A 26,191-nucleotide genomic window follows, 5' to 3' on the forward strand; every position below is an offset into this window, starting at 1 on the left:
GCAAAACCCCTCACAATTATTAATAAGAAAGGAGGATTCATTACTCACCAAAACAATAGTGTTTAAACCATTATGAAAATAGTTTTTAGAAAGGAGTGTAATTGTTATGTCTTCCTCAGACCTATCAGGGAAGTTATACGACATTCAAATTGAGGAACGTACTCTAGCTGCTGCTAATCCCTTTCAGATCAACATTCAGATCTCTTACATGGATCAACAGTTTGAAGAATATATCAGAGAGGTTTGTGTAGTGAAGCAAGTGGTTCTATATGAAATGCATGATCCAATGCTCAAACTTATAAGAAAGCCAGCTTTTGTTCTGCGCATTGATCGCCTTGATGAAATTAGGAAATTCCATAAAGGGCACTTCAACCCAAATATGGTATTCCAACTTGATCTAACCCAACCATTAATGTATGGATTTGAAAAAGAGAAAATTCGTATGCGTTTTAAAAAGCAGATCACACAACATCTTCGTCTGTTTTTAAGCTATGAAGCCAAACAGTTCCTATCCTTACAAAAGAAATTAAGAGACCAACACGCCACAGCAATAGCCGTACCGTCCTCTCTAAATGCAGCGAGAAAAATATCAGAAGATGTAACATATGATGTCCATGTATCTGACGACGGGCTTGCGACTCCTATTATTTATGATAGGAAATTATAATTCAAAGCTTAATATGTCTATAAAAAGGAGAAAACATGAATAAATTTGTTAAATCAGCCACTATTAGTGCTTGCTTAAGCGGCATTCTTTTAACATGCACTGTGGCTCATGCTGATTCAAAAGTGGGTGACACCATTGTAACAATCGGTGAAGATCTGTCTCAAAAAGAAAGGAAACAAATATTAGAGGAAATGAGTATAGAAAAAGAAACACAAATTCTGACCATTTCCAACGAAGAGGAACATCATTACCTAGACAGTTATATACCTAAAGCACAGATCGGTTCAAAATCACTCTCCTCTACTCGTATAACTAATATTTCTCCAGGAAGTGGAGTAATGGTGAAAGCTCATCATGTAACTTGGGTAACAGAAAGCATGTTTGAAAATGCACTTGCAACTGCTGGAGTGAAAGATGTGGACGTTTATGTTACTGCTCCCTATGATGTTTCTGGGACGGCTGCTCTAACAGGAGTGATGAAGGCATACGAGACAAGTACAAATACGAGTATACCGGAAGAAAAAAAGCAGATCGCCAATGAAGAGATGGTAACTACCGCTCAACTCGCTGATACTCTTGGCCCTGATAAAGCCCAGGAGTTAATGAAACGCCTTAAAGAAGAAGTAGCAAAGCAAAAACCTGAATCAGAGGATGAAATGGAGAAGATTATCCGTCTTACATCAGAAGCAATGGGAATCTCGCTTCCTGATCCGATCGTTTCATCTCTTGTAGACTTGTTTTTGAAGATGGAGAAATTAGATATTGACTGGGGTTCTGTTATTTCTCAAGTCATGGCATCAGGAGAAAAAGTAGGAGACATCATACAATCAGATGAAGCCAATTCTTTTATCAATTCTGCAAAAGAATCCCTACAATCCTTCTGGAAACTGGTAACCTCTTTATTTAATAAATAAAACAGTAGAGCCGCTTTGTTATATACAACAGGAGGATAAACTCGTGGATTCTATGAAAGATAAAATTAATGCTCTAAAAACAGAATTTAAAGTCTATCTAGAGCACACAGATGATTTAAAAGTAAAGGTGGATGAACAGCTAATGGAAAGTGAAAAAATTAAAAATATGATGATTGAGAAATTAGAAGAACGATCAAAGGATGAAACATAATGCGAAGAATTGGTCTATTCCTTGCGACGAATATTGTCATTATGGCAACCATGACAATTGTTTTTACGATTCTCCAGGCAGTACTGAGTACATTCTTTCCGGAACTTGGACAATCCTCATTAGGGGGAACTGCTCTTTTCTCTCTTGTAGTAGGATTCACCGGCGCTTTCGTCTCACTGGCTATGTCACGTAAAATCGCTAAATCATGGATGAATGTACGTGTCATTGATCCTAGAGGCACTCGTACTGGTGCGGAAATATGGCTTCAGGACACTGTCTTTGAGCTTTGCTTGAAAGCTGGATTAAAACATATGCCAGAGGTAGGGATATATCCATCAAGAGAAATTAATGCTTTTGCAACAGGTCCAACCAAAAAGCGGTCACTTATTGCCGTTTCTTCTGGATTATTTGCAAAAATGGATACCGCGGCGATTGAAGCAGTGTTAGCTCACGAAGTGGCTCATATCAAGAATGGTGATATGGTAACTCAAACACTAATACAAGGTGTAGTGAATACATTCGCAGTATTTTTTTCGCGTTTGATAGCAAAAATCCTCACTCCCTTAATTAGAGAAGAATTTTCAAACTGGGTATACCTTCTACTAAGCTTCCTCTTTGAAATGTTATTTACATTCTTCGGAAGTTTGATAGTTTTTGCACATTCCCGTCATCGTGAATTTGCAGCAGACAGAACAGCATCAGAGTTAGTTGGAAAAGAAAAAATGATTCATGCGCTCCGCTTACTTCTAGGAGATCAAACAGAATGTGCTCGTTTTTCAGATAGTGCAATGCGTTCAATGCAGATCAGCAGTCGGCGCCGATGGATCAATTGGCTTTCTACCCACCCCCCACTTGAAAAGAGAATTACTATGCTTGAAGCGTAAAAATTATTATTTCATAATTAGTAAAGGAGCATGAAGTGGAAAATATTAGTTTATTTCTAAACCAATTATCACCATACTGGATTAACTCTCTTTTTTCGAAAGGTCTTTCTCATATTCTGCAATTAAACAATTATGTTTATTACATCTTCGCCATGATTTTAACAGCTTCAGGAGTGACATTGTGGAAGTTTATGAAACAACAGAAGCAACATATGGGCCCCTTTAACAAATGATTATAGTGTCCATTGATGATAAAGATGTTTAATTTAGAATCAGTAATGCCGCTTTCCTGCATTATTTACTTACAACTGTTGAGAAATAAGTTTTATGAAAAATAGAATTTTAAGACAGAATACGACTTAAATAATAAGGATGAAGGGATATAAAAATGAACCAAACAATCTTAGAAAAGAGAATGGAATATTATCAACCGGAAGAAACAATGAATTTTGAGCAATCGCATACACTGCTTTATACATTTCAATATGAGAACGCCTATGCTCACCTTGTAACTACAATAGGAGGAAATGTTGCCGGAGGAAGCGTTATGCAAACTAATTTTGACACAGGCCTCACAGTTCCAGTAGACCACGAACTAACCAAGAAACATGTTCTGTTTTACGATGATGATGATATAGGTCAACCATATCGAGAAGTTGGAGAAATTGTATTTTGTTATCCAAACGGTGAGACAATAGAGATAAGTTTGGAAGAGTGTGCAAATTTTCTCGCTGGTATCCAAATTATTGACTATAAAACACATGGTAAAGTTACAATACGTTAATTAAACGATTTTATTATCTCTCAACACATATAGCTTAACTAACACATGATCCATTTGAAAGACAATATTGATAAATAAAAACAAACAACACCGTCTAAGAAGAAAAATGACGGTGTTGTAATATTATATAACCTTATAGTATTCAGTAATCGATTACAACTAATGAATTGTGAAATTAAAAAATACTAACGTTTTATTGGCTTAATAATCTATATCTTGGCTTTTTTCTCTTGAAACCAGGATACACAGGCTTAAATTTGTATGCCTTTTCAATATCTTGTTGTAATTGTTGCCCTTTACTTAAAACACGCTCTGTTTCAGCAAAGATTTGGTCAATGTCTTGATAACCTGTTCTTTTCAAATTTCCTTTAAGACCTGTCATCTTGATTCCCTCCCCACACAGATTCTTTATTAATAATTTTATCATGTAATATTAAAAAGGTACATAAGCGAGCATAGAATTCTACAGTACGGAGATCTGCTTCACTAAACCCTTCTATAGTCTCAGATTGCAAACAAAGTACCCCTATAATTTGTTCATCTACTGTTAATGGAATTCCCATTATTGATCCTATAGGAGTGGCAGCTACTCCTTGATCGTCAAAACGTTCATCATCTTCCTCAATAACATTAACTATTTCAGACTTTTCATTCTCCCAAACATATCCTGCAAACCCCTCGCCTTTTTTAAATACTCTTTTATCGACTGACTCAGCATTAATTCTGACTGACTCAATAATTTTTAAGTCTTCTCCTTGGACTTTAAATAAAGAGATGGATTTATCACTCTGGTCTTTCTCTAAGATAGTAATACACTCATTAAGCGTTGCTCTTAACAAACGTTTAATATATCCATTCTCTTCAGATTGTGAGTAAAGATAATTAAGTGATTTTAATAAGCGGTTTGAGTTTTCATTGTGTCTTAATAAAACTCGTACTTTCGAGTAAAACTGCTCCAAAATCTCCTGCAATTCCAAATTGATTTTCTGGCTTTGCTTTAACAGTGCTTTATTGGTTTTATATTCAGTGTGTAAATCTTTATATTGGCGTTGAAGCATTATAGGCCCCTCTTTATAACTTGGATCATAAAAAGGATTGGGAAAATTGGTTACAGCAGTACCTATCTCATTTTGTGGAGCTGACCTCCAATGGTTACCTAAGTTTATGGTTAATTTAAATATAAAAAAAATGATTGATAATCCAGTGATCACTTTCATCCTACTAACTTCATGTTTAAATATATTTGTTAAAATATCTGCAAAAATACCAGAGAAACCATATAAAATAGCTAATACTAATCCTAATGCTACTCCATAACACAAGGACTTCATAAACCATCCTAGCGGTTTTTCATATTTATCTTCTTGATTTATTTCTACTACCCCTTCATCTTGTTGCTTTAACTCATTTTCCATTGTTTTCTCCCCTTGCTTTGTCTAATAGTATTTAATTTTTATTTGTATTAGAAAAAAATTTCTGACTACTTATTCATTACAATAATTTTAGATGAACATGCAGCTGTATTAAAGCAAAAAAAGAGCGTTGCACACGATTGATTGCTCCGCTCCCTCTGTTTTTATTATCACTTTCAGTCGTATGACTGTTTTTCTTTTCTTTTTCCTGATAAATAATTTTGATGAATTGTTTCATGATTTTGTCTCCTTCTTCCACCTGTTTAATCTATACGTTTAAAATCGTATACCCTATTTATCCGTGCCCTATTTAGGTACAAACCTCATTTTTTATTCCGGTTCTTATAGCCCAACAGCTTATCAAAAATTGTTGACCCACTGATGCCTGCTGGAATGGCCGCCAAAATAGTCTGTATATTAATTGCATCTACAGGATTAGCGCCTTTTGAAAAATGATTCATAGCTAATCCCGCCATACCACCTATCACAAAATCGGCGATAAATCCTAATTGTATTCCTTGCTTTACTCTTTGAGGAAATTTCAGTGTCTTGTTATTCGTAAAAATACCAGCTGAAACTCCACCTACTCCTCCTGCAAAGAAAATTCCCACGTACATTACTATTTGTATCATTAATAAATTGTTAAACATGATTTTCCCAACCTCCATTTTTTGTGATTCCCTTGAACACAAAAAAACGGCATCTCAGGTTAATTGATAGAACAGTACTGTAAAAAAGGTACTGGTGATCAATAGCCCGAGAGGCCGTTTATTGTTTACTAAGGGTTAAAAGTCAGGAAGATAAAAAAGAAAATTGATAACACTTGTAATTATATCACTTACATGGTTATTAGTATATAAATAATACAAAAAATAACAGCAGTTTTAATGCTATGTAAAGTTAGTTCATTCACAATTGGTCGTGCTTTTACTGATAAAATACCCAAAGCTAAAATTTATAAAATTTCCTCTTGCGCATTCAGTCATTCTACTCATAATTACATATGATCATAAATAAAACTAAATTGTTCCTAGCAGGAGGATTTTCAAATGCACATACACATACATAAAGAACTATACCCACACACACTCTCTTCAAAAGTTTGGACTTCAGAAGATGATGATCTATTGATTGATATTATGAATGCTCATATACAAGAAGGAAAAGAAAAGGCAGGCATTGCTTTAGCTGCAGATATTTTCTCCCGTTCGATACGCGATATCCACACCCGTTGGAATCAACTAATTAATTATAATAAAGCACCTGCAAACATGGATGTTAAAAGCACCATTGAGCAAGAAATGGCACTCGCTGCTTTATTTGACCGCGGAACATCAAACCATGCTAATCCTCATCTAGAGGGAATGTCGTATACTAAAGAAAATAGAGAGGCAGTATTCTCGATTCTGAATGATAAAAATAATTCCTTCTTGCATTACAAAGAGAAAAGAGAACAAGAATTGCAGACACTTCAAAAAGAAAAGAGTGATCTGGAATATACAAACTTAGAACTACAACAGAAATTAAATGAAGTTATAGTCCAGTATCAGTTGCTACAAGAAAATGAATATGAAAAAACGCTCGAAATCCAATCATATAAAAAAGAGAATGAGCAATTATTGTCTCAATTAGTACGGTATCAGCAAAAATACGAATTTCTTCTTCAATTTGTAGGAATATAATTTGTGAAATATTTTTATTATCATATTTAAGCCCCCCTTAGAGCTAATTATCTAAAGGGGGCTTATCTTTACGTGCGTTCTATTGAACTCTTATTGGTTAATCTCTCTGTAAAAATCACGTGCTGGCTGATAGCCTAAATTCATCGCTTTGCGCAAGTACATCCTTCCTGCCTTTTCATCTTTTTTAACTCTAACCGCCGCTTCGTCTCCATATTGAAAAAACCCTTGTATAAACATTTTTCCAAGTAGAAATAGCGCCTCCTGATCATTTTCATTCAATGCCGCTTTTTTGCATTGATAAAGCGTTGACCCCTTAATTCCCTCATGTTCAGATAAAATTAAGTCTGCTACTTTTTTAGTATCCTGTTTTTGGTTAACTTGTTTACACTTATCTTCAATACACCGAATGAATGGGATTAACTCCTTGCCATATATAACTGGGCATTTCTCACGAAAATAAGTATCAGAAGTTTGATTAAACGTGCACCGATTATCACTAACTAATACAACAGCGGCATAAATAGGAAGATTTATATTGTATTCGTTCAAAAAGGAGGATAAGTGCATAGCATGAGTAAGTGACTGGAGTTGAGGACTATTAAGGGTGTAATTTTTATTTCGTCCATTTAATTCCCATGTATTACTATCTAAGGCTTTTGCTTCCCCACTGTAATGTTTGGTTTCAATGCATAAGATAAATGACTCATGAATTAATGCATGATCAAGCTGTGTCATATCAAACTCTTTTGTTCGTACAAATAAGTCATTAATTAATAAGTAATTGTCTGATAAATTCTTTTCTAAAATTGAACAAATAATATCTTCTCCCAGGTCACCTGCTTGTTTCACAAAAGTATCAGTTCTGCCTTCATATAATTGTTCTTCATCTCGTTCCTTTAAAATAATCGCCATATTCATTCAACCCTCCCATTAAACTAACAAGAGGAGGTTATCAAAACCCTCCTCTTATTTGCTTTATGTAGTTTTATTTTCTGTATTTACCAATTGATTATATAAAAGTGAAAAGGTGACATTGACATAAGACATGAGAAACAAAAATGCGAAATACATAACAGCTGCAGTTACAGCAAAAATCAAGAATACCCACCATTCGCCTGCATAAAGGTGCATATAAACAAATTGACCGATAGAAGGAACTAAGAGAAGTAGTAGTGGTGATACAATTAGTAAAAACCAGCCAAAGAATGTCAATCCCAATAAAAAAGCATCCTTTTTATGTCCGTTCATCAGCCTTCTGGACTCGGTAATAGCCTCTAATGGCGATAACTCAGGTCTATCCCTCAGAATATAGACAGACATCATATAAGAAAAAGACTTAATAATCCCCGGGATAAACAATAGTATGGACCAGAAGAAAGTAAACAAGGTTTGTAACCCAAAAGTAAGAATAGACTTCACAAATGCTGATTGATAAGGTTTAAACATCTTACGAATTCCAATCGAATCTCCACGTGATAAATCTATCCACGCCCACATAAAACCAGCCGTAAGCGGTAGCAACAATAAAGTACTAAGTATGTAAAGAAGACTTCCTTCCAATACTTCACCTAATTGTGTAAGAATATCTTGCCCTTCATCCATTAATGCACTTAACTCTAATGAAGGTGAGAATAACTGTGGCATTTGTAATATCACGAGATACGGCAAAGTAAAAAGTGCTGATTTCAACCATTTTCCCTTTAGTATTCCCCGTGCTTCTTCACGCAACTGCCCATATGATAATTTAGCGCTCCCCCGAACTTTATATCCCAGTGTATTCAAAGGCTGTTTCCTCTCTTTTGAGCTGCCTCTAGATAAGATTTAAAGGATCGGTTGTCTTCCTTTACTTTACTATTTTTATCCTCTTTTCTCTTTTCGGGAATGATGCCTTGAGATAAAGCTAACGGATGAAATAACATGTGGTTCCAAGACGGTTGTTGATCCAATAATTTCATTTCAATCTCTCCTTTCTTAAGTTTGAAAAGCATCACTTTAAGTGCCTCTATTAATTATTATAATTAAATACACTTCGTTAAACTTTTATAAATCGTCTAGAAATTAAGGAGTCACTTCTTCTTCATATGCTTCTCTTTTTTCCTCTGGGATGACTTCAATTTCTTCTTCTGTTTGAATAACTTTCTTTCCGATTTCTTGTAACTCTTTAGCAACTGAACAATCTCTTACACAATAGTTGTAAGCTCCTTTATTGCCCAGCTCGGCTCTATTTTTTTCTACCAACTCACATTTACTACAAATCGAATCAATAATATCGCACGCTTTAATTCTCAATTCTTGTCTTTCTTCTCTAGTTATTGTCATTACCGTGTGTCGCACAAAGCTAAGGAAGCCTGTGCTTCTCCTCCTCTACAATATAATTGTCATTTTAATAAGTTAGTTGAAATTCCAAATACCTCGTTTATTTACCTTCGAATCAACTTCTAAGGCTTTAAATGCGCGATCATACACTGTATGACCATATTCACGATGAGATTTGACATAGCCCTGGTCAATCATTCGAGCATTCAAATTTACCATTTCATGATTGTCGCCCTTCCATACATAAACAGGAATTGGGTTTTCTTTTTCTGCTCCTGGTGGAGTTTCGATATAGATATTTCTATCGGCTAGAAGAATAGATAAATATCTCTGTGCTGCTTCTTCATTCAATTGCACATACTTTCTTTTCTCCTGTGTTTTTTCACCTTTGGCATCTATACCAAGCAAGCGATATCTCAATCCATCTGTTGCCTCAAATGTTTCCCCATCAATAGTTTTGCTGTATTGAATTTTCTTCATTGGAAACTTTGCGTCATCCGGCCAGAACTTCACAATTGGTTTTGGAGGAGCTTTAACCTTTTCACTTGCTGCTTGTCCCGGTCCAGATAATGGATTTTGTAAAAATTCCATACTTTCACCTGATACGATTGCACTGTTTTCAAGGTCTAAAGCTCCTCCGCTACATCCGGATAGAATTATGACCCCACTTAATGCAGTACAGATAGATGCTACCTTCCTCAAAGCAACACAATCCTTTCATATTTGATTTATAGTAACCAATAAATGTTAAATATTTAAAAAAGGGATAAAGGAATATTCCTTTATCCAAATCCCTCAAATTAATTTGAGAGAAAGAAAGAGATAGAGAGAAAATATAAGGTTATCCTCTACCGTACATGGTGGGGAATCCAAATACATTGAAAATCAATTAGAGAAATAACCATGCATAGATATGATGTGGATTTTTTCTGAAATTGTAAGGGGAAAATGAAAAAAAAAGAGGAATTTTTTTAGAAAAAACTAGGAAGAGTCTTAGTAAATTATTTTTGCTTAAAAAATTTAAAATTTCGTCTTAGAAAATACCACCCTACCTTTCATCATATAAGTAATAACATTTCAACTTATCTGCGTAATCAATACCTATACTTCGCTATGCGTAGATATCATTAGTAGGCGAGGAAAATTATTAAGAAAGAAGTGTGATGTTTTGATCATTTTGGATTTTGAAAAAAGAAAAGGCTTTGTAAATAAAGTGAATGAGGTTTTAGCCTGTTTATACGACGAGTTGATTGAATATAGTTTCTTTCTTGAGAACACGACTAATCTCCTTGCGAATCATCGTTTAAAAGAGACAAAGGTGGCTGCAATTTCTCTCATTGTTAATCATTTTAAAGATTATGACTCTCAAGAACTTCCTTTAGATCTCAATAGTGTAAATGATCTTAAACGATATAGTCCGTATAATATATTTGCTTGGATGAAACGGTTTCGAAAAATAGAAGATAATCTTAGGATAAAAAAAGAAGAATATGTGAAGAAGATTGTTCCCTTATTAGAGTGGGCACAAGAAACTGAGGAAGAGGTTGAGAGCTTTTTAAAGCAACGACATTCTCCTCAATTAAAATCATCTCTAGAACAATTGAAATATCGGATAGATTCACTCCAAAAAATGATAGAGATAAATCCTTTTGAACAGGAACCTCAATTAGAGCTATTGAGTTTGATTTTTTATAATGGCTGGAAAATGGATAAAAACAATTGCCTATCACTACTTTCACTCAACCGTAATAAAAACCGATTTCTGCTGTATAGAGAATCTACACATAAAAATAACATTCCGGATTTGATAGACTCCTTACCTGAAGAGATTAATGTAGAAACATTTGAAAAAATGATTTTGATCCAGGAGATCGAAGCCCCGCAGGAAAACTATTTCTTTAAAATTCTGGATAGTATGGCGAAAGAAAGTTTCTTCCATACTTTAAAAACCTCAAATTTTAAGAATACAGCAGATTTTACAAAGGCTTGGTCATCTCAAGGGAATCTCCGCTTACTCTCTAGTCCCATCGAATAAAAGTAGTTGGTTACTCGCTATTAATAACGGTGTTTAATTTTAGATGATAAGCTGCATTAAAATATTATAAGATTCTTGTTATTATTTTAAAATTCATTTTAGCAAAACATTATAAGACTCTATGAAATATACACAAATAAAGGAGAACTAATGAATCAAGAGGTTACTTGCCATATATGACAAGTAGAGAAGGAATTAAAGTAAATCGAAGACACAATCTTTTCTGTTTAAATCCGAGACGCTAAAAATAATTGGCTACAGTTAATCTAAGAAATAAGCACTACACTAATGATGCTTTAAAATAAAGTTTGATCAAAAGTATCTCTCAAGCACATACTTAATACTAAATAAAAAGAATCCGTTTTGAAAAAAGTTTGTCAAAATGGATTCTTTCTTTGTGTTTAATTCTTATTCAACTAAAGCACCCGTTTGTTTAAATACAAAATCTCACAGCCATTCTTGCATACATAAAGAAAAAAGAACTTCTAATTGAAGAAACATTCTTCTTTTAGAGGTTCTTTTTTTTACGAAACTTTGCTAAAAATAAAATTTAAACGTACAAATTAGTAACCTCTATATTCTTTCCATTCACCATTGGCAGTATAATTTAAGGAACCTTCATACCCGCAATGATTCCACAGAATATCAAAACTTGGCTTTAAAAGGGTTTCAATATTTTCTTCCCAGGAATTAACAATAACAACAGGTAGCCTTAATGTAGATTCACTTATTCTTTCTCTAGGAAGTTTTGGGTTTGATGATATAAAATAATCTGAAACATTAAAAAGGGTAATACTTATCGCTATTGGCAGTTTAACATCAATGTTTCTTAAAGATTTTAAATAATAATCCCTTATGTGTGTAATTATATCCTTTTCAAACTTTATAAATGGTATATACTTCAATTCATTATTAGACATGAGCATACCTGAATCAACAGATTCAATTATTCCATTTCTAAATATTTGAACATATGCGTGAGGATCATTAATCGCTGGCCATTTAGCAAATGTACAAAATCCATCTTTATTTACTTTATAATCCCACCCAGATGTATAAAAGGGTTTTAGAGAAGTTGCTTGCATTAATTCGTTTATGGGAAATTGTAACTCCTTTGCTAGTGATTCTAATGGAATTAGGTGCACAACAAGTTTTGCTCCTTCGATAATATCATTGGCAAATTTATTGTCTTCAAGATCATTAATACGGGGCACTAGCCATCTATCATACCAGTTTCCAGCGACTGTTTCGTCTTTTTTTTCTTTCTTTTGAATTATTCCTGGGAACGGAGGTGGGGCCGTTGGTTTTTTTCTCTCATTTAAGACTCCTTCAAGTATTTCTTTCTTTGCTTTTTCCTCATCTTTACCAACCAAATCAATATAAACAATTTGGGGTAAAAGTCCCTCTAATTCTATATCTTGAATCCTTACTGGAATTAGCTTTCGTAATGCTCCTGTTGGATCCGAGCCAAAAGCTGCTGCCCACTCTGGTTGAGTATATAAGGATGAAAGATAATTCTCTGAAATAAGAGCTAGAGTATGGTGAGCAAATTTTGCTCCTTTTTGCATTTCAAGGATGAAGTTGTTACCAGCTTTGAAATCCCAGGCCTGGTAAAAAGTTTTATAACCAGCCTCTTCCAATAAATAAGCAATCCAAGTGGCATATTCTTCATCGTTATGATTATAGCTAATGAAAAAGTCATAACTTATCTCATTCATAATCTTTAACCTCAACATTTATAAATTAAAAAATATGATGATATAGACGGGATTTATATGGCTTGAAAAGGACTCATTATTGTTGAAGATATCAACATAGTTTCCCGATTATCAGTTATACATCTACATTTTCCTATACAACCATATTTTTCTTGTATTATATCATATAATAGTCTATCTTTTTGCTTCTTAATTAAGCTAAACTGCCCGTTAGTTAGAAAAGGACTTTTAAACAACATTATTACTTAACGTTTTTAATCAAACTGTATGATAAATGATTAGTCTTTTTATAAAACTACAACTAAGACGAAGAGCCATAAAAAAGACCGTAGCTTTTCTTCATAAAGAAGCGCTACAGTCTTTTTCTATTTTGTTAGAAAAATATTTTTTCTTTTAATTAAGCCATTTTTCTTTCTTGTTTCCTTAAAGTATGAGCCTGTATATATTCTTCTTTTAGTTCCTCCCATTGCTCTATTGTAATGAAGTATGCAGTTCTTGCACTCCCTACAATATTAACTAAACAACGTTCAAACACCTGTTGATGTTGCTTTGCCGCTTCCACTTCAGCTTCAGTACGGAACACAATTACAACATGTAATTCAGATGCAAGTTCAATATAACCTTTGTTAAATATTGATTCCCCAGTAAAGTTGCTCATCTCAATTTGCATATTAGTCCACATGGATCCTAAGAAGACCTTCTGCTTTTTTGTTGCAACTGAAAATACTTCCTTCTGAATAATTTGTTTAATAGAACGTCCAGTTCTATCTACATTTGCAATTTTATTAGAGGCTGGGGTCTCTTGTGTCTCATTTTCCAGCTTTCTTTGTTTGGCGACATTCTCTTGTATTGCGCTTGAATTGTTTTCCCCTTGAGATTCTTGTCTACTTGCTACAGCCGGCTGGATACCTGCTAACTTAATCATGGCTACCTCTAGCGTAGTTTTAGCAGAACTTGCCCACTTTAAGAGAGACTGTTGCTCTAAAAGTTCCTGAATCATTTGTTGAAGAATTGAAGAGTTAATCTCTTTTACAAGTGATAAAAAGACTTCATCAGCAAGGGCTGTCGTTAGTTGAGCTTCATCATTTGTCATCTGGTAAATGAGTACATCACGACAGTAACCTGCTAAATCATTCATAAAGTATTCTGGTTCTTTTCCTTGATTAATCATTTCCTCTACTTTAGTTAATACTGTTCGTAATTCTTTGTGGTGTATAGCTTGAATGACAAGCCCAATTTCCTTTACTGAAGTTTTTCCAACCACTGTAGTCACATGCTCTTCTTTTAATGGACCGTCCGCATAACAAATAGCTTGATCGAGTAAACTCAAGGCATCCCGCATACCGCCTTGTGCGGATTGAGCAATTAAACGAAGAGCTCCTTCTTCTGCTTCTACTGAAAGATCTTGAACAATGAATTTCATACGCTTCAACATATCTTCCGGTGAAATTCTACGAAAATCAAAGCGCTGACACCGAGAAATGATAGTAAGCGGCACTTTATGAGGATCAGTAGTGGCCAAAATAAAAATGACATGTGCCGGTGGTTCTTCTAATGTTTTCAGTAGAGCATTAAAAGCACCCGTCGAGAGCATATGCACCTCGTCAATAATGTATACTTTGTATTTTCCATCGGACGGAACAAAATTAACGTCCTCCCGAATAGAACGGATCTCATCTACACCATTATTAGAAGCGGCGTCAATTTCTTTAATATCATTCATTGCATTTTTAGAAGCGGCATGACAGTTTCTGCACTCATTACAAGGCTCACCATTTACAGGACTTTCACAGTTAACCGCCTTGGCTAATAGCTTTGCAATAGACGTTTTTCCCGTTCCTCGGGGACCGGTAAATAAGTATGCATGAGAAAAACGTTGATTTCTTAGTGTATTTAAAATTGTTATGCTAATGTGTTCTTGACCAATAAGATCTTGAAAACCTTGCGGCCGATACTTTCTATAGATCGCTTGGTAAGCTTGGTCAGTCATTTGGATAGTTGTCATGAGTAATTCCTCCAATTTTATTGTTTTAGATTTTTATCATTAATTTCGGTTTCTGAAAAAAGAATTATTTCAATGATTAATAATTACTTGCTGTTTATATACGAAAAGCATCTAATAGAAAACGAGAAATCTCTCTCTCTTTTTGGTTATATATTTCAGGTGAGGATATATAAAGAGACTGTCTAGCTCTTGTTAGGCCAACATAAAGTATTCTCCGTTCTTCTTCCATCGCCATTTCTACAGCATCGATATTTTCATTCCTAATTCTGTCATTTTGTTCATCTGCTTTCTTCGCGGAGCTGTGAGGTAATACATCCTCTACTACACCAATAGCATAGACTGTTTCAAACTCTAATCCCTTGGATGCATGTATAGTCATAAGATGGACAGCATCCACATTAGGGTTACTTTTCATTTCATCCATTTGTTGGTTTTTTTCTATTACTCTGTCTACAAATTGGATATAGTCCTTTACACTTGAAAATCTTTTAGCGGAGTTTTGCAAAGAGTCGATCATCTCCTTGACCATCTCTTTATGTAAAGACAAAGTTCTTCTATCATCCATTTCTAAATATTTATCATAGTTAATGCTGCCACCCCGAATTATTTCAATCGCCTTTACAGGTTCCATCATTTTCAAGGCCATTATGGTTGCTTTATGAGCAACTAATTGTCTTTGATGAAAAGGTTTAAGCTGATGTTTCAACTTCTCGAATACGGTTGTCATTTTATATTCATTTCCTACAAGAAATGATGCTCGTTTAATAGCAGCCAATTCTGCCATGACGGCATCCTTACGTAAGTAGAGAAGTGGTGATGCTCCTATAAGCGCGTCTTCGTTATTTGGATTAAGAGAAAGTCTCAGCAAGTCCAGCATGGGCTTTACAAATGAATTTACATAGAAGCTATTGTTCTTATGCCCATGCAAAACAAACGGAAGGTCTTGTCTAACTAACTCATCAACAACTGCACGGCTACTGGAGTGTGTCCGAAATAGAATCGCCATATTCTTGAGTTTTTTACCTTTTTTGAAATTCTTTTTTATCTCTTTCACTATAAAGTCAGCTTCTTCTTCTTCATCACGAGGTCTAACAAACGAAGGTACTTCATCTGACGAATGTACAGACTTCAACGTCTTTTTAAGGCGCTTTTTATTGTTTCTTATAACATCATTTCCAATGCCTACTACGCTATCTGTTGAACGGTAATTTATATCAAGTGTTATTTCCTGAGTATCTGGGTACATTTCAGGGAACGATAACATGAATTCCGGTTCTGCTGAGCGAAAGCCATATAGGCACTGGTCAACATCTCCGGTTAAACATAGGTTAGGAGAACTTTCACCGGCTATGAGCTTAATTATTTGAAATTGAATTGGACAAGTATCTTGTGCTTCATCACAAATAATGTATTTAAACCTCTCTTGATAATGCTTTCTAATTTCCGCTTTGTCTCTGAGCATTCTGTAGCAATGAAGAAGGATATCGTCAAAATCCATCTTTTTTTCTTTCCATTTCCATTCTTCATAAGCAAGGAAGACTCGTTTAAACTCTTCCTCTATTTGGCTTTTGGGCTTCAAATCCTCAGCTTCTATCATGTTATTTTTATAATTTGAGATCATCGCAAGTACGGTTTCTGGTTCAAAAGCATCCTGAAGCCCTATCTCACGCATCTTTCTTTTAATTATTACGTGTCGAAATTTCTCTGATGATAGTACTTCTAACGCACATCCATTTTCTCTCAGCATTCTGAGGAAGATTGAATGAAATGTTCCTGAACAAACGCTTGCTTTCATTTGTTCCGTGATTCCTGGTAAATTTCCAATTCTTTCTTTCATTTCATCTGAAGCTTTCTTTGTAAAAGTCACAAGAAGAATCGAACTTGGTTCTACTTTTTCTACGGAAAGCAAATAACCTGTTCTAGAAATGATTACTGTAGTTTTACCACTACCTGCGCCTGCATTTATTTGCACAGGTCCTTTTGTTGTACGAACTGCTTTTAGCTGATTAACATTAAGATATATACCTGATCTTTCAAGTTCTCTAAAATAAAAGGCATCATGCTCATGATTTGCTACAAGCTGCTCCGTAGTTTTGGGCGAATCAACAATTGCTCTTGGTTGCACCTTAAACCAATCTGATAAAGGCGAGAAACCTCTCTTTTTAGTTTCTGCTTCACATTTCATATATTTGACACGCTCCATTTCTGAAAAAAGTGTAATATTTAATTGCTCTAAAAATCGGCTGATAAGAAGAATTACTTATCATTACTTTTTATGAATAGCCTGAATACTGTGGATCACAGCCTTTTCAAGACAAAGCTGAAAACTCACATTTGATGCCATTCGTTTACGTGCTTCTGTTAAAGCTGATAAGGATTCCGCTAAAACGCTTGGATTTGTTTTTCTAGCTTGCTCATAAAGATCTTCTCTATTTTGTGTAAAGTGAATGGAATCTTCTTTTCCTACTTGAAGATAAAGCACATCTTTTACCCAAACAGATAAAAGTTCTAAAGCAAGTAGTTGTTTGTCTTTATCTGAGAAATGCTGCACCCATCCTTCTTGAATTGCGATAAATGCGTTCATAGGTTTTTGAAACCATAAACTAGCCATTTTTCGGGTTAGTTGAACAGCTTCTATGAACCAATCTTCTTCTTCCCAACTTTTTGCTTCTTCAATATTATGCGTAAGTGCGGATAACACTTTTGCTATTGATTCGGATATTCCCTCCGATATAAGTTGTTGAACGAACCTCTCTTGTGGCAACGGAAGAAATGATAGTGGCTGACATCTAGATTTTATTGTTTGAAGAATATTTTGCGGTTGTTCTGTTAAGAGAATTGCTAAAGAATCACCCGTTGGTTCCTCTAAAAACTTTAATAGGCTATTAGCGGCAGAGTCCGTCATTTTATCAGCATGTTCTATGATGTACACCTTTTTATCTGATTCAACGCCTGACATGGAAAATTCACGTTGCAAATTCTGTATTTGCTCTTTTTTAATTGAGTTTCCAGTTGGGATTACCATATGAAGGTCTGGTAAGTTCCCTGTTCTAATTCTCTTGCATGTTGAACATTCCTCACAAGGCTCCTGTTTAGATGTTGGTTCTTCACAAAAAAATAACTTGGCAAAATACAAAGCTGTTTCTCTTTTTCCGGTTCCCCTTTGACCCTCAAACAAATAAGCATGGGCCATTCGCCTGTTTTTAAATGCGTTTTTTAATGTTTGGTTAACAACTTGTTGCATACGATTGTTTCTCTCCTTCGTTTGGACACAAAAAAGCCTCCGAAGGCATAAGAGTGATTAGTAAATCTAGCTCTCATGCCCGGAGGCTGTGTCATTGTTAATTTGGTAAAAAAAAGAAAAAAGAAAAATAAGTAATTCTATTCCTATTTTACCATTCACCTAATATAAAAAGCCAGCCTCATTCTTTTGCTTTTTATAAAAGATTCGATTAGTATCCTTTCTTCCAAAGCTTATAAAAAATAAAAACAACAATTCCTAAAGCAATCCATGGTAGAAGTTTTATGATCATTCGAAAAAATAATAGACCACCTATGAGTAATGCAATGCTAATCATCAAGGTTATTTTTCTATCAAAGTCTGTATCCGGCTTTTTAGTTAGTTTCTTTAATAAATCTGAAAGCACTCATTTTCACTCCTTTACTTAATGTTTCTTATATGATGATCAAATTTGCTACTTATTCGAAGTGAAAAATACCGAATAAAATAAAAAAGCTTTGACCGCAATAGTATAGGTCAAAGCTTTTTTTCTTTTTTATTAATTCTTTAATATCCTGGACGAGGATGCTCTAAATATCCAATTTGATTCCCGATCAAAATAGCGTACTGTCCCCATCCATCATGGTCTACATACCAGCAGATACGGGAGCGGAGTTCATGCCTACATTGATGATCATGCAGAGGAAGAGGTGAACGATACACTCCTTTTGCCCAACCCTTTTCAACATCATCTACACTTCTGGGCAATTTCATTAAACCTGAAGCAGACTCATTTAAAATCCAGCAGCCGTATGTGCCTGATACATCTGTATGCCAAAACACATTCATGGGAACACCAGAGACCGGATCACTCGGAGAATTAGGATAATTTTCATTACCTCCTCGATCTCCTGCTATTACAAATGAAAAGGATACCTCCGAAGATTCAGATCCTCCTGTTGACAGTACAGGCTCTGTACCATTCTTATATTGAAAGTTACGGCAGCGTTTTGGTAACAATGGGTCGTCATACGAAACCTCGCGAATGATTGGACAGCAGTCGTGTTTTTTGTTAAACAAGTGGCAACTCGAGCGACAAGTAACCTCTTTCTTATTATTCACCAATAGTTTCAGCATAGAATCCCTCCTTCCTGACTGTATATTTAGTAATATTATAGATTTTGAATGATCACAGGGGTAATGAGCGAAAGAATAAAAACAAGGATTGAACCATTGAAAAGTGACCGGCTCCATCTAAAGTATTTGGGGTGCTCAAACATTCGATAAAGCATTTTCAAAAATAGACTCACCAATACCATTGTGACAGCGAAATAAAATAATGCATGTACTAACAACTCAACAGCTGCAGTAATTAACATCGTGAAGCTGGTAACATTGACTGTCAAAAACAATATGGGTACCAAGCGAATGATTAGTATTGTGATTAAGGTAAAAACCATTGTATTGCTTGACCACTTCATCCACTGTCCATTTTTTAACGTAATTGCTCCTGCAAGTACCACTACCGCACCTACAAAAATGATAGTAAAGATCTGAAAAGCCACATTGTACATCACTGAAAATGAATAGTCTGTATCTTTCTTCACCTGCTGAGAGAACTCTTGAAAACTTTGTGTATGTTCTAGCTGGTATTGTTGGTATTCATTATAACCCTTTAAATCAAATTCTGCCGCGTCAACTTGCATGTTGCTAATAAAGAACGAAAGAAACATTAAAGCAACCAGTAAGCAATTTCTCATTTTCACACTCATTAGGTTAATTTAACACGACATGTAGATGTTTCTGACAAGCGAAAATATGCCCCTTCGTTGCGACGTGTAGCATAAAAACGATAGGTATGTAGCTCTTTACGCTGTTCTATGTATGCCTGTGCTTCCTTCCAAATATTTATGAGATGGTTTGTATACAGTTGATACGCTTCCTGTTTTTTCTCCTTAAGCTCTTCTATTTCCAGTGACAATAATTCACGGAGTGACCGCTCATATGGATTAGTTTTCATGTGAAAACAGATTTGCTTTAACCTTTTCGACTCTACATTAAAGGCTACAAATTGAACGTTCTCATATAAAAAGTGCAGCTTTTGATATTCATTGTCAAGAAAGGCTATCCAATCTTTTGAATGTTCTTCTGGTATACTGACATTTAAAGAGACATCCAATGCTCCTGTCAGTTCTCCAGACGAATCAAACTTGGACTTAAATTCAATAATGTCGCCTTTTTTGCATATAAATTCTTCAAGCGGCACTATCCAATCCATGTATCCGTCATATATACTTTGATTTAATGTCTCTTTGCTTTGCTTCATTGAAGGGACATGTTCGTTAACAAAGTTCAAAAAAGCCATAGGCTTTTTGTCTTTGATACGGTACTCAAATTCACATTCAGAAATGAGAAAATCTTTATGCGAATCCAGAAACTCATTTAATGCTCTTGTAATTGATGCTTGTGTTAATAATGGTGATTTCTTTATTGGTATCATACTTCAGCGTTTAGCCACTTACCGGTTTTTACCGCGAAAGTAAATAGCCTAACTTCCCTCCATTCTTTTTACTGTTATTCCAAAATTTATAGATTCCTTTATTATACTATAACTCCTTTCATCTACTATATTAGAATTGTTATTAAATAAAACAGAATTTTACTTCTTCCTTTCTTTTTTGTTCATTTGTAGATATCATGATGAGCAACCAAGATTTTGTGAAGGGGTAATTTAGAAGAAATAGCAATTTTTTAACCATTTTTTTAAAATGTAATATGAGTGGATATTTCATTTCTATTCTAACCAGTTTGATAGCATAAATGCTACCATATTTTTTCCTAAAAGCATACAAAAATGTAAGTATTGCATAAGAAATAGACCGTTAATACAGCTTTTCGCGCATTGAAAGGCACTATTAAGCTTGGCTTAAATTGTAGTATGCTCCGGGTTAACGTAGGGAGGGACAAAAAATGGATGATTTTTCTAATGGGCAGGAAATACACAAAAGTGATGATCTTATAGAAAGACCATTAAAAGAAGGGAGTATTGCGTCACAAATTAAAAAAGCAAGAAAGCAAAGGAATCTATCGCAACAGGAGCTCGCAGATATCGCAGGAATCCCAAAATCGACAGTGGGAAGAATTGAGGCAGGGCTCACCAGTCCCAGGGAGAATACTTTGTTGCAGCTATCTAAGGTATTAGACACCCCTTTTATTATCGATGGTACTGCTGATAAATGATGTGTCTTCTCTACAAAATTTATAATCCATTCTAAAGCAATGTATTAAAACATTTAATAAGGAAGCGCCCCACTGATAAATACAATGGGGCGCTCTTTGATTAATTTGATACTTCTTTAAGAATAAAAATATCGTTTGCTTTTACTGTTTCTCCAATCTTGTAATCTACATGAACAATAACAAGATCGTGTATTTGAATTTGATCAATTTTATTTTTCACAAATATCCACTTTCGATGAGTACTGTCACGAAAATGAATATATTGCTGATTCTTACCAATTACCCGACCAATCCATTTTTGTTTTCCTTCAGTGTTTTTGCCAATACTGTCTGTGGTTAACCAGGCATACTCATCAGGTATAAAAAACGGGTCATCGCTATCTCTAACAACATCATCGGGATGGATAGGAAACATCAATAACTCTTCAGCCTCATAGCTCCATTTTTGCATAATCTTTCTCTCCTTAATTTTTTTTCTTAAATAAACCAGGGTATTGTTTTCTTATTAATTCCATATCTGACTTTTTCCCCTCATGGCGATACAAATCATAAAGTGTTAGGATCGTCTCGTCCATATTTTCCTGTGTTTGTGGTAGTTTGGATAAATGTGTGATTTTTTCAAGCAATAAATACTGCTTCCGCTCCTTTTCTGTCATTGCAACCCACTTTTGTTTTTTCATTTTTACATATCGCTGTGTTTCTATATCAATACGATTCATAAAAGTAATAATTTGGTTCTGTTCCACTGCTGATATAACGGATTGTTGCGGCTCCTCATGTTCATTTCTCTCAAAAGGGAAGTCTTCCTCTTTCGTAAAAACGATATTGGGTTCCGCAATAACGCTATTATATATTTCAGGATTAACCGGAATATACTGATCCTCAAATGGTGGATTATAATATGGTTCTTCTAATAATGGCGCATGCTCATTCGCAGCAACAACTTCTTCGGATACTGAAAACTTTTGCTTCATTTCTTGTAAAAATGTACTTTCTGGAAAATGGCTGTATTTAGGTGGTTCCCTATCAGGCTCTTGATGGTCTATTGGAGGAGATTTGTACTCCTCATAAACATAAGGTTCTTCACGCGGTATCATGTCTCCCTCTGGTTCGTATGAAGGCGAAAATGTTGGAATATCTTCATAATGCATAGCATCTATATCTCTAAATGCTTGGGATTCACTAATATACAAGTCCGGCTCCACTGCAGGCGAGTATTCTTCCGGTTCACCAGGTACAGGTTGAGATATAACTCTCTCCTCCCCTTTAGCCTGTCTTTCCACCTCTACTCTTTGCTGTTTTAACAAAGCCTGTTCTGACCGGATTTTCTCTTCTAACAATTTAGTTTTTTCTTTTTCATATAACTCGAATTCTTCTTTATGTTGCTTAAGATAATCTGTTATAAAACCATCACAATTAGCAGAGTCATTCAAGACTTGCTCCCTTCTTCTCTTTTCATAGCTTTGTAGCATCTTATCTGCTAGAGCCTCTTGTTTCTCTTCTAATGTTTGAGGGTTTTCTTTTTTCTTCATGCTGCGAGCAATAATTGCAGTAATGAAGATAAACTGAAAGATTCCTAATACAAACAGCCCTACTAAGAGAGCAATCACTGAAAACATAAAGCCTACGCTCCTTTAAGTTGAACACCTCTCTTTTATAAAAGAGAGGTGCAATCACTTATATTATTATTTACGCAAATAAATCTAGGGCAAGCTGTGCATCCTCAGACTGAGTAACACTTTTCGCATTCTTGCCTTTTCGTTTTTTAATTGGTTCGGCAATAATTCGAATTTCAACATCTTGAAAGCCAGTTGTTTTGGGCTTATCACCAAGAAGATGCTGAATTAAGTCTCCATCTGTTACACTGCCAAATCCAAAAGCGATAAATTCATCGATTGATAATACATTTTGATCTATATGAAATCCAACAATTTGTTGCTGCTGTAGACGAGAAATGATGACATCCTTTTTCTCCTCTATAGTCGATATAGTGATATGATCCATACTTTTTGTTTTTGCCCAAGCAATAAGTTGATCGAAGAGCGTTGCAGATTTCTTTTTCTTTCCTATGCCACTCAGAAGCTCACGTGCACGGTCAGTTGTAGCTGAAACCCACTCTTCAGATGACCCTTCAAGTTTCTCATTGTTCTGGATGCTCTTAATTAACATAGTTTGAAGATCCCCTTCATCTCCAAGCATAGCGTTTAATCCGTCGCTAGAAACATCGCCATTAATAGCACTCGATGCTTTATTTTTTTGAGCAATTAACAAGGCCATGGTTTCCTGGAATGTATTTGCATATGCTAGGTAAAAAAGGCGGCACTCCTCTGTTTGTCCAATGCGCCAAGCTCTTTTCGAGGCTTGACCCATTGTAAACATGGACCAACTGAATTGATAGAAAATAATCGTTGGAGTTGCCAGTAAGTCTAATCCCACTTTAACGAGCTCCATTGAGACAATGATAACGTTGTGTCCTTCCTTTTCTACCTTTTTCTTCAACCAGTGAGAACGTTGGTCCGTTTTGGTCGTATTATTTCGTAAAATAGCAACTTTTGCCCCATCCACGTTTTCTTCAATCACTTTTTGTAAACGGGGTTGGATATCTCTATCAGTTACCGAAGTTCCGGTATCCCTGACATATACAATAGATGGTCTTCCTTCCTCAATTTCTCCTTTGATAATCTCTATTAGCTTCTTCTCTTTTGGAGTGACATAATCTTCTTCCATGTATTCAACAGGTGACCAAATATGGTGCCTCAATCCGTCAGTGCCTTTGGCATTAACTGAAGGAAAACGGTGTGGATTGTCTGGATAGGCAATCCCTGTATCCGTGTATAGCAACCATAAGTTATTAAACTTCTTGTCTTTTCCTTTGTTATTATTAATCTCATGTTCAAAAGTGTCTTTCATATCTTGATATAGCTGCTTGGAACGTTCGTCCATATCAACCATGATGGTAGGAACATTTACAAGTTCAACCGGATCTGGCCATACATCAAGCAGCCGTACCAGGACAGTGTTTTGAAGGAGAAAGCGCCCGAAAACAAACGGAGAGATCCCTGGTAACACCTTTTCTGTCGATTTTGTTCTTGTTCCTCCACGTGATTGTTTATTTGTATACTCGGTAGACGAGCTTCCATCAGATGAATAAGTGACCTTTTCTACGTTCCCATATTCATAATTCCATCGATTAATGTCTGAATATTTATATCCTGCCTTAACCATTTCATATGGAAACAGTCTCCATAGAAGAAAATAAATATCAGAAGCCTTTCCGCCAAATAAGGTGCCTGTTCCAGCAATTACACGTTTGGATGCTGCGGCAAGTGAACCTAACGCATTACCTTGTGCAGTTGCTCCTCCCTTTAGCTCATGTACCTCATCTATGATTGCTACATCAAAGAAGTGTTTCATTTTACGTCTAATATATTCCACTGTGGCAATTCGACGAGGAGAACCTACTTTCTTTTTAATATCAGGTTGGGTTTCTTTTACACGCCTAACTGCGAAAGGATCTTTTGTTTCTATAGCAGAAATCAACTGTTTTTCGTATTCAGTCCATTCTTTAAATGATTGATAACGAGTTGGAGCTGCTTTTTTCCATAAAGAAGAGCCGCACTCTGAACAAAAAGCATTGGCCGGCATTTTATTGTTATGAAGTCGTCTAGAAGTTCCGAATTCACTTTCCTCCATTATTTTCTTTTGTACTTCTTTTTCCTCTTCCCCTTCTTCGTTTATCTTAGTAGATTCCGATTCAATTACATGATGTGGAAGCCCACAATCAGCACAATAATACCCAAATCGATATGGTCGTCTTTCTAGCGTTTTTTGCTTCTTTGTTTTCAGATAGCTAAACGATACCGCTGGTTCAATAGCGCTATCACTTCGCATTGTCGTGAAAGATACAACGAAGAAGGTTGGCACTTCTGGCTTTGGTTTGCCTTCTCTAATCCATGATTGGTGAAATTCAATTAATTGAGCAGTAGATGCCACATGAATAACTTTAGCTCGCGGTGATGGAAGAAGATCATAGATTTCTTCCTTGCTCCATTTATCCGTTAAGCTTGGCGGTACCATCAATATTGCATGGAAGCCTTTTTTACCTTTCATTTTGGCATATGCATCTGCAATAGCTGTCATCATCTTTGATTTGCCCGTACTCATTTCACCCTGTAAAATCACAGATTTTTGCTTTTGCAAACGCTTCGCAATCCCTGTGGCAACATGTGCTTGTACCGGGAAGAGTTGCATATTATACTCATTGAAATATGAGTAACTCTGGTCGGTTACGGGGTTATGTGTAGGTTTCAAAAATGATGAAATTTTTTTCAACATATCCTCTGAGTATTCCGTCATATAGCTTGTTAAGTCAGTTATCTCCTCAACTTTGCTTCCGCTTCCCTCCTCTGGGAAAGCTAATCTGCCATTTTGTATAAGTTCAGACAACATGGCATCTCCTTCTTCTTCAGTCATATTGACTTCAAAGAAATGAAAACCATCAGGGAAAATACCTACATCATAATACATGGGTACTTCTTTCAGATGCTCTCGCTTTTTCATTTCTTCTGTTAAAATTTCTGCCCATTCCTCTAACGTTGGTAAACCATAATTATGCCCTCCAAGGAGTGTGCGAATATCTTGTGCTGGAGAGGGATTAAAACTCATTAGGTATTTTCCATCAAGCACATCATCGTGAACAATAGCGTACGCTTTTCTATTTTCAAGGCTCATTGGAAAGTAATTATACTTCCCTTTTTCTGTATGAAGCTTCACTTCTTCATTGAAGTGATAGCCATTTTGTCCTTTCACACCATAACCGAACGAAAATCCAAAAGCTCCCAAATCAATGGCCGCTTTCATAGACTGCATGGTTGAATCCGCTCCAGCAATAATGCAAGAAAGCATAGTCTTACGTGTTCCAGGATCATCTGCTACGATCATTGAATAGCAAAAAGCATTTTGATAGGTTTTACCATCTACAAATACCTCCACCATTTTTGGATGATCGGTTGTTTCTTCCTTTTTCTTAAAAATATCTACTGTTTGTAATGTTGTCATCTACATCCTGGCACGCAAAAAAAGACCTGATTACTTGTATCGGTC

General features: G+C 35.5%; 27 protein-coding genes and 1 pseudogene. 8 read left to right on the forward strand and 20 right to left on the reverse strand.

All coding sequences use genetic code 11. The annotated features are described in order from the left end of the window. The first annotated feature begins 106 nt into the window (after positions 1-106). The 5 genes from ACH0BF_RS16470 (at position 107) to ACH0BF_RS16490 (ending at position 3,460) form a co-directional block, all read left to right on the forward strand. A complete protein-coding gene (locus ACH0BF_RS16470) occupies positions 107-667 on the forward strand; it encodes a hypothetical protein (RefSeq protein ID WP_406909734.1) in 561 nt (186 codons plus the stop codon). A gap of 35 nt (positions 668-702) precedes the next feature. Then, a complete protein-coding gene (locus ACH0BF_RS16475) occupies positions 703-1,581 on the forward strand; it encodes a DUF1002 domain-containing protein (RefSeq protein WP_406909735.1) in 879 nt (292 codons plus the stop codon). 43 nt (positions 1,582-1,624) lie between these two features. Continuing rightward, positions 1,625-1,792, forward strand: coding sequence for a hypothetical protein (locus tag ACH0BF_RS16480; RefSeq protein WP_406909736.1), 168 nt, complete (start codon positions 1,625-1,627; stop codon positions 1,790-1,792). Beyond that, on the forward strand, positions 1,789-2,676 hold the full coding sequence (gene htpX, locus ACH0BF_RS16485) for a protease HtpX (protein ID WP_406909825.1): 888 nt from the start codon (positions 1,789-1,791) through the stop codon (positions 2,674-2,676). The genes ACH0BF_RS16480 and htpX overlap by 4 nt, the downstream gene beginning before the upstream one ends. Before the next feature lie 388 nt (positions 2,677-3,064). After that, a complete protein-coding gene (locus ACH0BF_RS16490) occupies positions 3,065-3,460 on the forward strand; it encodes a hypothetical protein (protein WP_406909737.1) in 396 nt (131 codons plus the stop codon). A gap of 193 nt (positions 3,461-3,653) precedes the next feature. On the opposite strand, the gene ACH0BF_RS16495 is transcribed toward ACH0BF_RS16490, so the two are convergent. The 4 genes from ACH0BF_RS16495 to ACH0BF_RS16510 form a co-directional block, all read right to left on the reverse strand. Continuing rightward, positions 3,654-3,842, reverse strand: a complete 189-nt coding sequence (locus tag ACH0BF_RS16495) for a hypothetical protein (protein ID WP_406909738.1) — start codon at positions 3,840-3,842, stop codon at positions 3,654-3,656. Continuing rightward, positions 3,829-4,875 carry a GAF domain-containing protein gene (locus tag ACH0BF_RS16500; protein WP_406909739.1) on the reverse strand — a complete coding sequence of 349 codons (1,047 nt, stop codon included), beginning with the start codon at positions 4,873-4,875 and terminating at the stop codon, positions 3,829-3,831. Before ACH0BF_RS16500 ends, ACH0BF_RS16495 begins: the two co-directional genes overlap by 14 nt. Before the next feature lie 76 nt (positions 4,876-4,951). Next, positions 4,952-5,110, reverse strand: a complete 159-nt coding sequence (locus ACH0BF_RS16505; protein ID WP_406909740.1) for a hypothetical protein — start codon at positions 5,108-5,110, stop codon at positions 4,952-4,954. An 85-nt stretch (positions 5,111-5,195) separates the two neighbouring features. Beyond that, a complete protein-coding gene (locus ACH0BF_RS16510; protein WP_406909741.1) occupies positions 5,196-5,540 on the reverse strand; it encodes a DUF4257 domain-containing protein in 345 nt (114 codons plus the stop codon). A gap of 381 nt (positions 5,541-5,921) precedes the next feature. Here ACH0BF_RS16510 and ACH0BF_RS16515 point away from each other — a divergent pair, with 381 nt between their 5' ends. Further along, positions 5,922-6,554: a hypothetical protein gene (locus ACH0BF_RS16515; RefSeq protein WP_406909742.1), complete on the forward strand. Its 633-nt coding sequence runs from the start codon at positions 5,922-5,924 to the stop codon at positions 6,552-6,554. 90 nt (positions 6,555-6,644) lie between these two features. Here the strand turns inward: ACH0BF_RS16515 and ACH0BF_RS16520 are convergent, their stop codons facing one another. The 5 genes from ACH0BF_RS16520 to ACH0BF_RS16540 form a co-directional block, all read right to left on the reverse strand. After that, positions 6,645-7,472: a nuclease-related domain-containing protein gene (locus ACH0BF_RS16520; RefSeq protein ID WP_406909743.1), complete on the reverse strand. Its 828-nt coding sequence runs from the start codon at positions 7,470-7,472 to the stop codon at positions 6,645-6,647. A 57-nt stretch (positions 7,473-7,529) separates the two neighbouring features. After that, on the reverse strand, positions 7,530-8,336 hold the full coding sequence (locus ACH0BF_RS16525) for a DUF975 family protein (protein WP_406909744.1): 807 nt from the start codon (positions 8,334-8,336) through the stop codon (positions 7,530-7,532). Beyond that, positions 8,333-8,509 carry a hypothetical protein gene (locus ACH0BF_RS16530; RefSeq protein WP_406909745.1) on the reverse strand — a complete coding sequence of 59 codons (177 nt, stop codon included), beginning with the start codon at positions 8,507-8,509 and terminating at the stop codon, positions 8,333-8,335. The genes ACH0BF_RS16525 and ACH0BF_RS16530 overlap by 4 nt, the downstream gene beginning before the upstream one ends. Positions 8,510-8,612: 103 nt before the next feature. Next, positions 8,613-8,873, reverse strand: a complete 261-nt coding sequence (locus ACH0BF_RS16535; RefSeq protein WP_406909746.1) for a zinc-finger domain-containing protein — start codon at positions 8,871-8,873, stop codon at positions 8,613-8,615. A 72-nt stretch (positions 8,874-8,945) separates the two neighbouring features. After that, a complete protein-coding gene (locus tag ACH0BF_RS16540; protein WP_406909747.1) occupies positions 8,946-9,461 on the reverse strand; it encodes a thermonuclease family protein in 516 nt (171 codons plus the stop codon). Between the two features lie 577 nt (positions 9,462-10,038). Here ACH0BF_RS16540 and ACH0BF_RS16545 point away from each other — a divergent pair. Further along, entirely contained in the window at positions 10,039-10,905 is an 867-nt protein-coding gene (locus ACH0BF_RS16545) for a hypothetical protein (RefSeq protein WP_406909748.1), read from the forward strand. Positions 10,906-11,468: 563 nt separating this feature from the next. On the opposite strand, the gene ACH0BF_RS16550 is transcribed toward ACH0BF_RS16545, so the two are convergent. The 8 genes and pseudogenes from ACH0BF_RS16550 to ACH0BF_RS16585 form a co-directional block, all read right to left on the reverse strand. Next, positions 11,469-12,623, reverse strand: coding sequence for a toll/interleukin-1 receptor domain-containing protein (locus ACH0BF_RS16550; RefSeq protein WP_406909749.1), 1,155 nt, complete (start codon positions 12,621-12,623; stop codon positions 11,469-11,471). 397 nt (positions 12,624-13,020) lie between these two features. Beyond that, positions 13,021-14,628 carry a DNA polymerase III subunit gamma/tau gene (gene dnaX, locus ACH0BF_RS16555; protein WP_406909750.1) on the reverse strand — a complete coding sequence of 536 codons (1,608 nt, stop codon included), beginning with the start codon at positions 14,626-14,628 and terminating at the stop codon, positions 13,021-13,023. A gap of 94 nt (positions 14,629-14,722) precedes the next feature. Continuing rightward, on the reverse strand, positions 14,723-16,813 hold the full coding sequence (locus ACH0BF_RS16560; RefSeq protein WP_406909751.1) for an ATP-dependent helicase: 2,091 nt from the start codon (positions 16,811-16,813) through the stop codon (positions 14,723-14,725). A gap of 81 nt (positions 16,814-16,894) precedes the next feature. Further along, positions 16,895-17,884 (reverse strand): annotated as a pseudogene (gene holB, locus ACH0BF_RS16565) (DNA polymerase III subunit delta'); the annotation flags it as partial. A 196-nt stretch (positions 17,885-18,080) separates the two neighbouring features. After that, positions 18,081-18,275 (reverse strand): hypothetical protein, encoded by a 195-nt coding sequence (locus ACH0BF_RS16570; protein ID WP_406909752.1) that lies wholly within the window; start codon positions 18,273-18,275, stop codon positions 18,081-18,083. A gap of 140 nt (positions 18,276-18,415) precedes the next feature. After that, entirely contained in the window at positions 18,416-18,985 is a 570-nt protein-coding gene (locus ACH0BF_RS16575) for a hypothetical protein (RefSeq protein ID WP_406909753.1), read from the reverse strand. Positions 18,986-19,020: 35 nt separating this feature from the next. Then, on the reverse strand, positions 19,021-19,608 hold the full coding sequence (locus ACH0BF_RS16580) for a hypothetical protein (protein ID WP_406909754.1): 588 nt from the start codon (positions 19,606-19,608) through the stop codon (positions 19,021-19,023). Between the two features lie 11 nt (positions 19,609-19,619). After that, on the reverse strand, positions 19,620-20,348 hold the full coding sequence (locus ACH0BF_RS16585; protein WP_406909755.1) for a hypothetical protein: 729 nt from the start codon (positions 20,346-20,348) through the stop codon (positions 19,620-19,622). A gap of 470 nt (positions 20,349-20,818) precedes the next feature. Here ACH0BF_RS16585 and ACH0BF_RS16590 point away from each other — a divergent pair, with 470 nt between their 5' ends. Continuing rightward, on the forward strand, positions 20,819-21,088 hold the full coding sequence (locus tag ACH0BF_RS16590) for a helix-turn-helix domain-containing protein (protein WP_406909756.1): 270 nt from the start codon (positions 20,819-20,821) through the stop codon (positions 21,086-21,088). A 100-nt stretch (positions 21,089-21,188) separates the two neighbouring features. Here the strand turns inward: ACH0BF_RS16590 and ACH0BF_RS16595 are convergent, their stop codons facing one another. The 3 genes from ACH0BF_RS16595 to ACH0BF_RS16605 form a co-directional block, all read right to left on the reverse strand. Further along, complete coding sequence (locus tag ACH0BF_RS16595; protein ID WP_406909757.1) at positions 21,189-21,539, reverse strand: hypothetical protein; 351 nt, start codon at positions 21,537-21,539, stop codon at positions 21,189-21,191. A 13-nt stretch (positions 21,540-21,552) separates the two neighbouring features. Continuing rightward, positions 21,553-22,707, reverse strand: coding sequence for a hypothetical protein (locus tag ACH0BF_RS16600; protein WP_406909758.1), 1,155 nt, complete (start codon positions 22,705-22,707; stop codon positions 21,553-21,555). A 70-nt stretch (positions 22,708-22,777) separates the two neighbouring features. Beyond that, positions 22,778-26,146, reverse strand: coding sequence for a helicase-related protein (locus ACH0BF_RS16605; protein ID WP_406909760.1), 3,369 nt, complete (start codon positions 26,144-26,146; stop codon positions 22,778-22,780). Positions 26,147-26,191: the final 45 nt, after the last annotated feature.

Source organism: Pseudobacillus sp. 179-B 2D1 NHS (assembly GCF_045370945.1).
Taxonomy (GTDB): Bacteria; Bacillota; Bacilli; order Bacillales; family Domibacillaceae; genus Pseudobacillus.

Coding starts and splice junctions, on each gene's coding strand:
- ACH0BF_RS16605 (WP_406909760.1), bottom strand. CDS start 26,146: ATGACAACATTACAAACAGTAGATATTTTTAAGAAAAAGGAAGAAACA.
- ACH0BF_RS16470 (WP_406909734.1), top strand. CDS start 107: ATGTCTTCCTCAGACCTATCAGGGAAGTTATACGACATTCAAATTGAG.
- ACH0BF_RS16600 (WP_406909758.1), bottom strand. CDS start 22,707: ATGTTTTCAGTGATTGCTCTCTTAGTAGGGCTGTTTGTATTAGGAATC.
- ACH0BF_RS16520 (WP_406909743.1), bottom strand. CDS start 7,472: ATGAATATGGCGATTATTTTAAAGGAACGAGATGAAGAACAATTATAT.
- ACH0BF_RS16490 (WP_406909737.1), top strand. CDS start 3,065: ATGAACCAAACAATCTTAGAAAAGAGAATGGAATATTATCAACCGGAA.
- ACH0BF_RS16540 (WP_406909747.1), bottom strand. CDS start 9,461: ATGGAATTTTTACAAAATCCATTATCTGGACCGGGACAAGCAGCAAGT.
- dnaX (WP_406909750.1), bottom strand. CDS start 14,628: ATGACAACTATCCAAATGACTGACCAAGCTTACCAAGCGATCTATAGA.
- ACH0BF_RS16585 (WP_406909755.1), bottom strand. CDS start 20,348: ATGATACCAATAAAGAAATCACCATTATTAACACAAGCATCAATTACA.
- ACH0BF_RS16580 (WP_406909754.1), bottom strand. CDS start 19,608: ATGAGAAATTGCTTACTGGTTGCTTTAATGTTTCTTTCGTTCTTTATT.
- ACH0BF_RS16550 (WP_406909749.1), bottom strand. CDS start 12,623: ATGAATGAGATAAGTTATGACTTTTTCATTAGCTATAATCATAACGAT.
- ACH0BF_RS16575 (WP_406909753.1), bottom strand. CDS start 18,985: ATGCTGAAACTATTGGTGAATAATAAGAAAGAGGTTACTTGTCGCTCG.
- ACH0BF_RS16560 (WP_406909751.1), bottom strand. CDS start 16,813: ATGAAATGTGAAGCAGAAACTAAAAAGAGAGGTTTCTCGCCTTTATCA.
- ACH0BF_RS16505 (WP_406909740.1), bottom strand. CDS start 5,110: ATGAAACAATTCATCAAAATTATTTATCAGGAAAAAGAAAAGAAAAAC.
- ACH0BF_RS16495 (WP_406909738.1), bottom strand. CDS start 3,842: ATGACAGGTCTTAAAGGAAATTTGAAAAGAACAGGTTATCAAGACATT.
- ACH0BF_RS16595 (WP_406909757.1), bottom strand. CDS start 21,539: ATGCAAAAATGGAGCTATGAGGCTGAAGAGTTATTGATGTTTCCTATC.
- ACH0BF_RS16535 (WP_406909746.1), bottom strand. CDS start 8,873: ATGACAATAACTAGAGAAGAAAGACAAGAATTGAGAATTAAAGCGTGC.
- ACH0BF_RS16475 (WP_406909735.1), top strand. CDS start 703: ATGAATAAATTTGTTAAATCAGCCACTATTAGTGCTTGCTTAAGCGGC.
- ACH0BF_RS16530 (WP_406909745.1), bottom strand. CDS start 8,509: ATGAAATTATTGGATCAACAACCGTCTTGGAACCACATGTTATTTCAT.
- ACH0BF_RS16590 (WP_406909756.1), top strand. CDS start 20,819: ATGGATGATTTTTCTAATGGGCAGGAAATACACAAAAGTGATGATCTT.
- ACH0BF_RS16500 (WP_406909739.1), bottom strand. CDS start 4,875: ATGGAAAATGAGTTAAAGCAACAAGATGAAGGGGTAGTAGAAATAAAT.
- ACH0BF_RS16510 (WP_406909741.1), bottom strand. CDS start 5,540: ATGGAGGTTGGGAAAATCATGTTTAACAATTTATTAATGATACAAATA.
- ACH0BF_RS16515 (WP_406909742.1), top strand. CDS start 5,922: ATGCACATACACATACATAAAGAACTATACCCACACACACTCTCTTCA.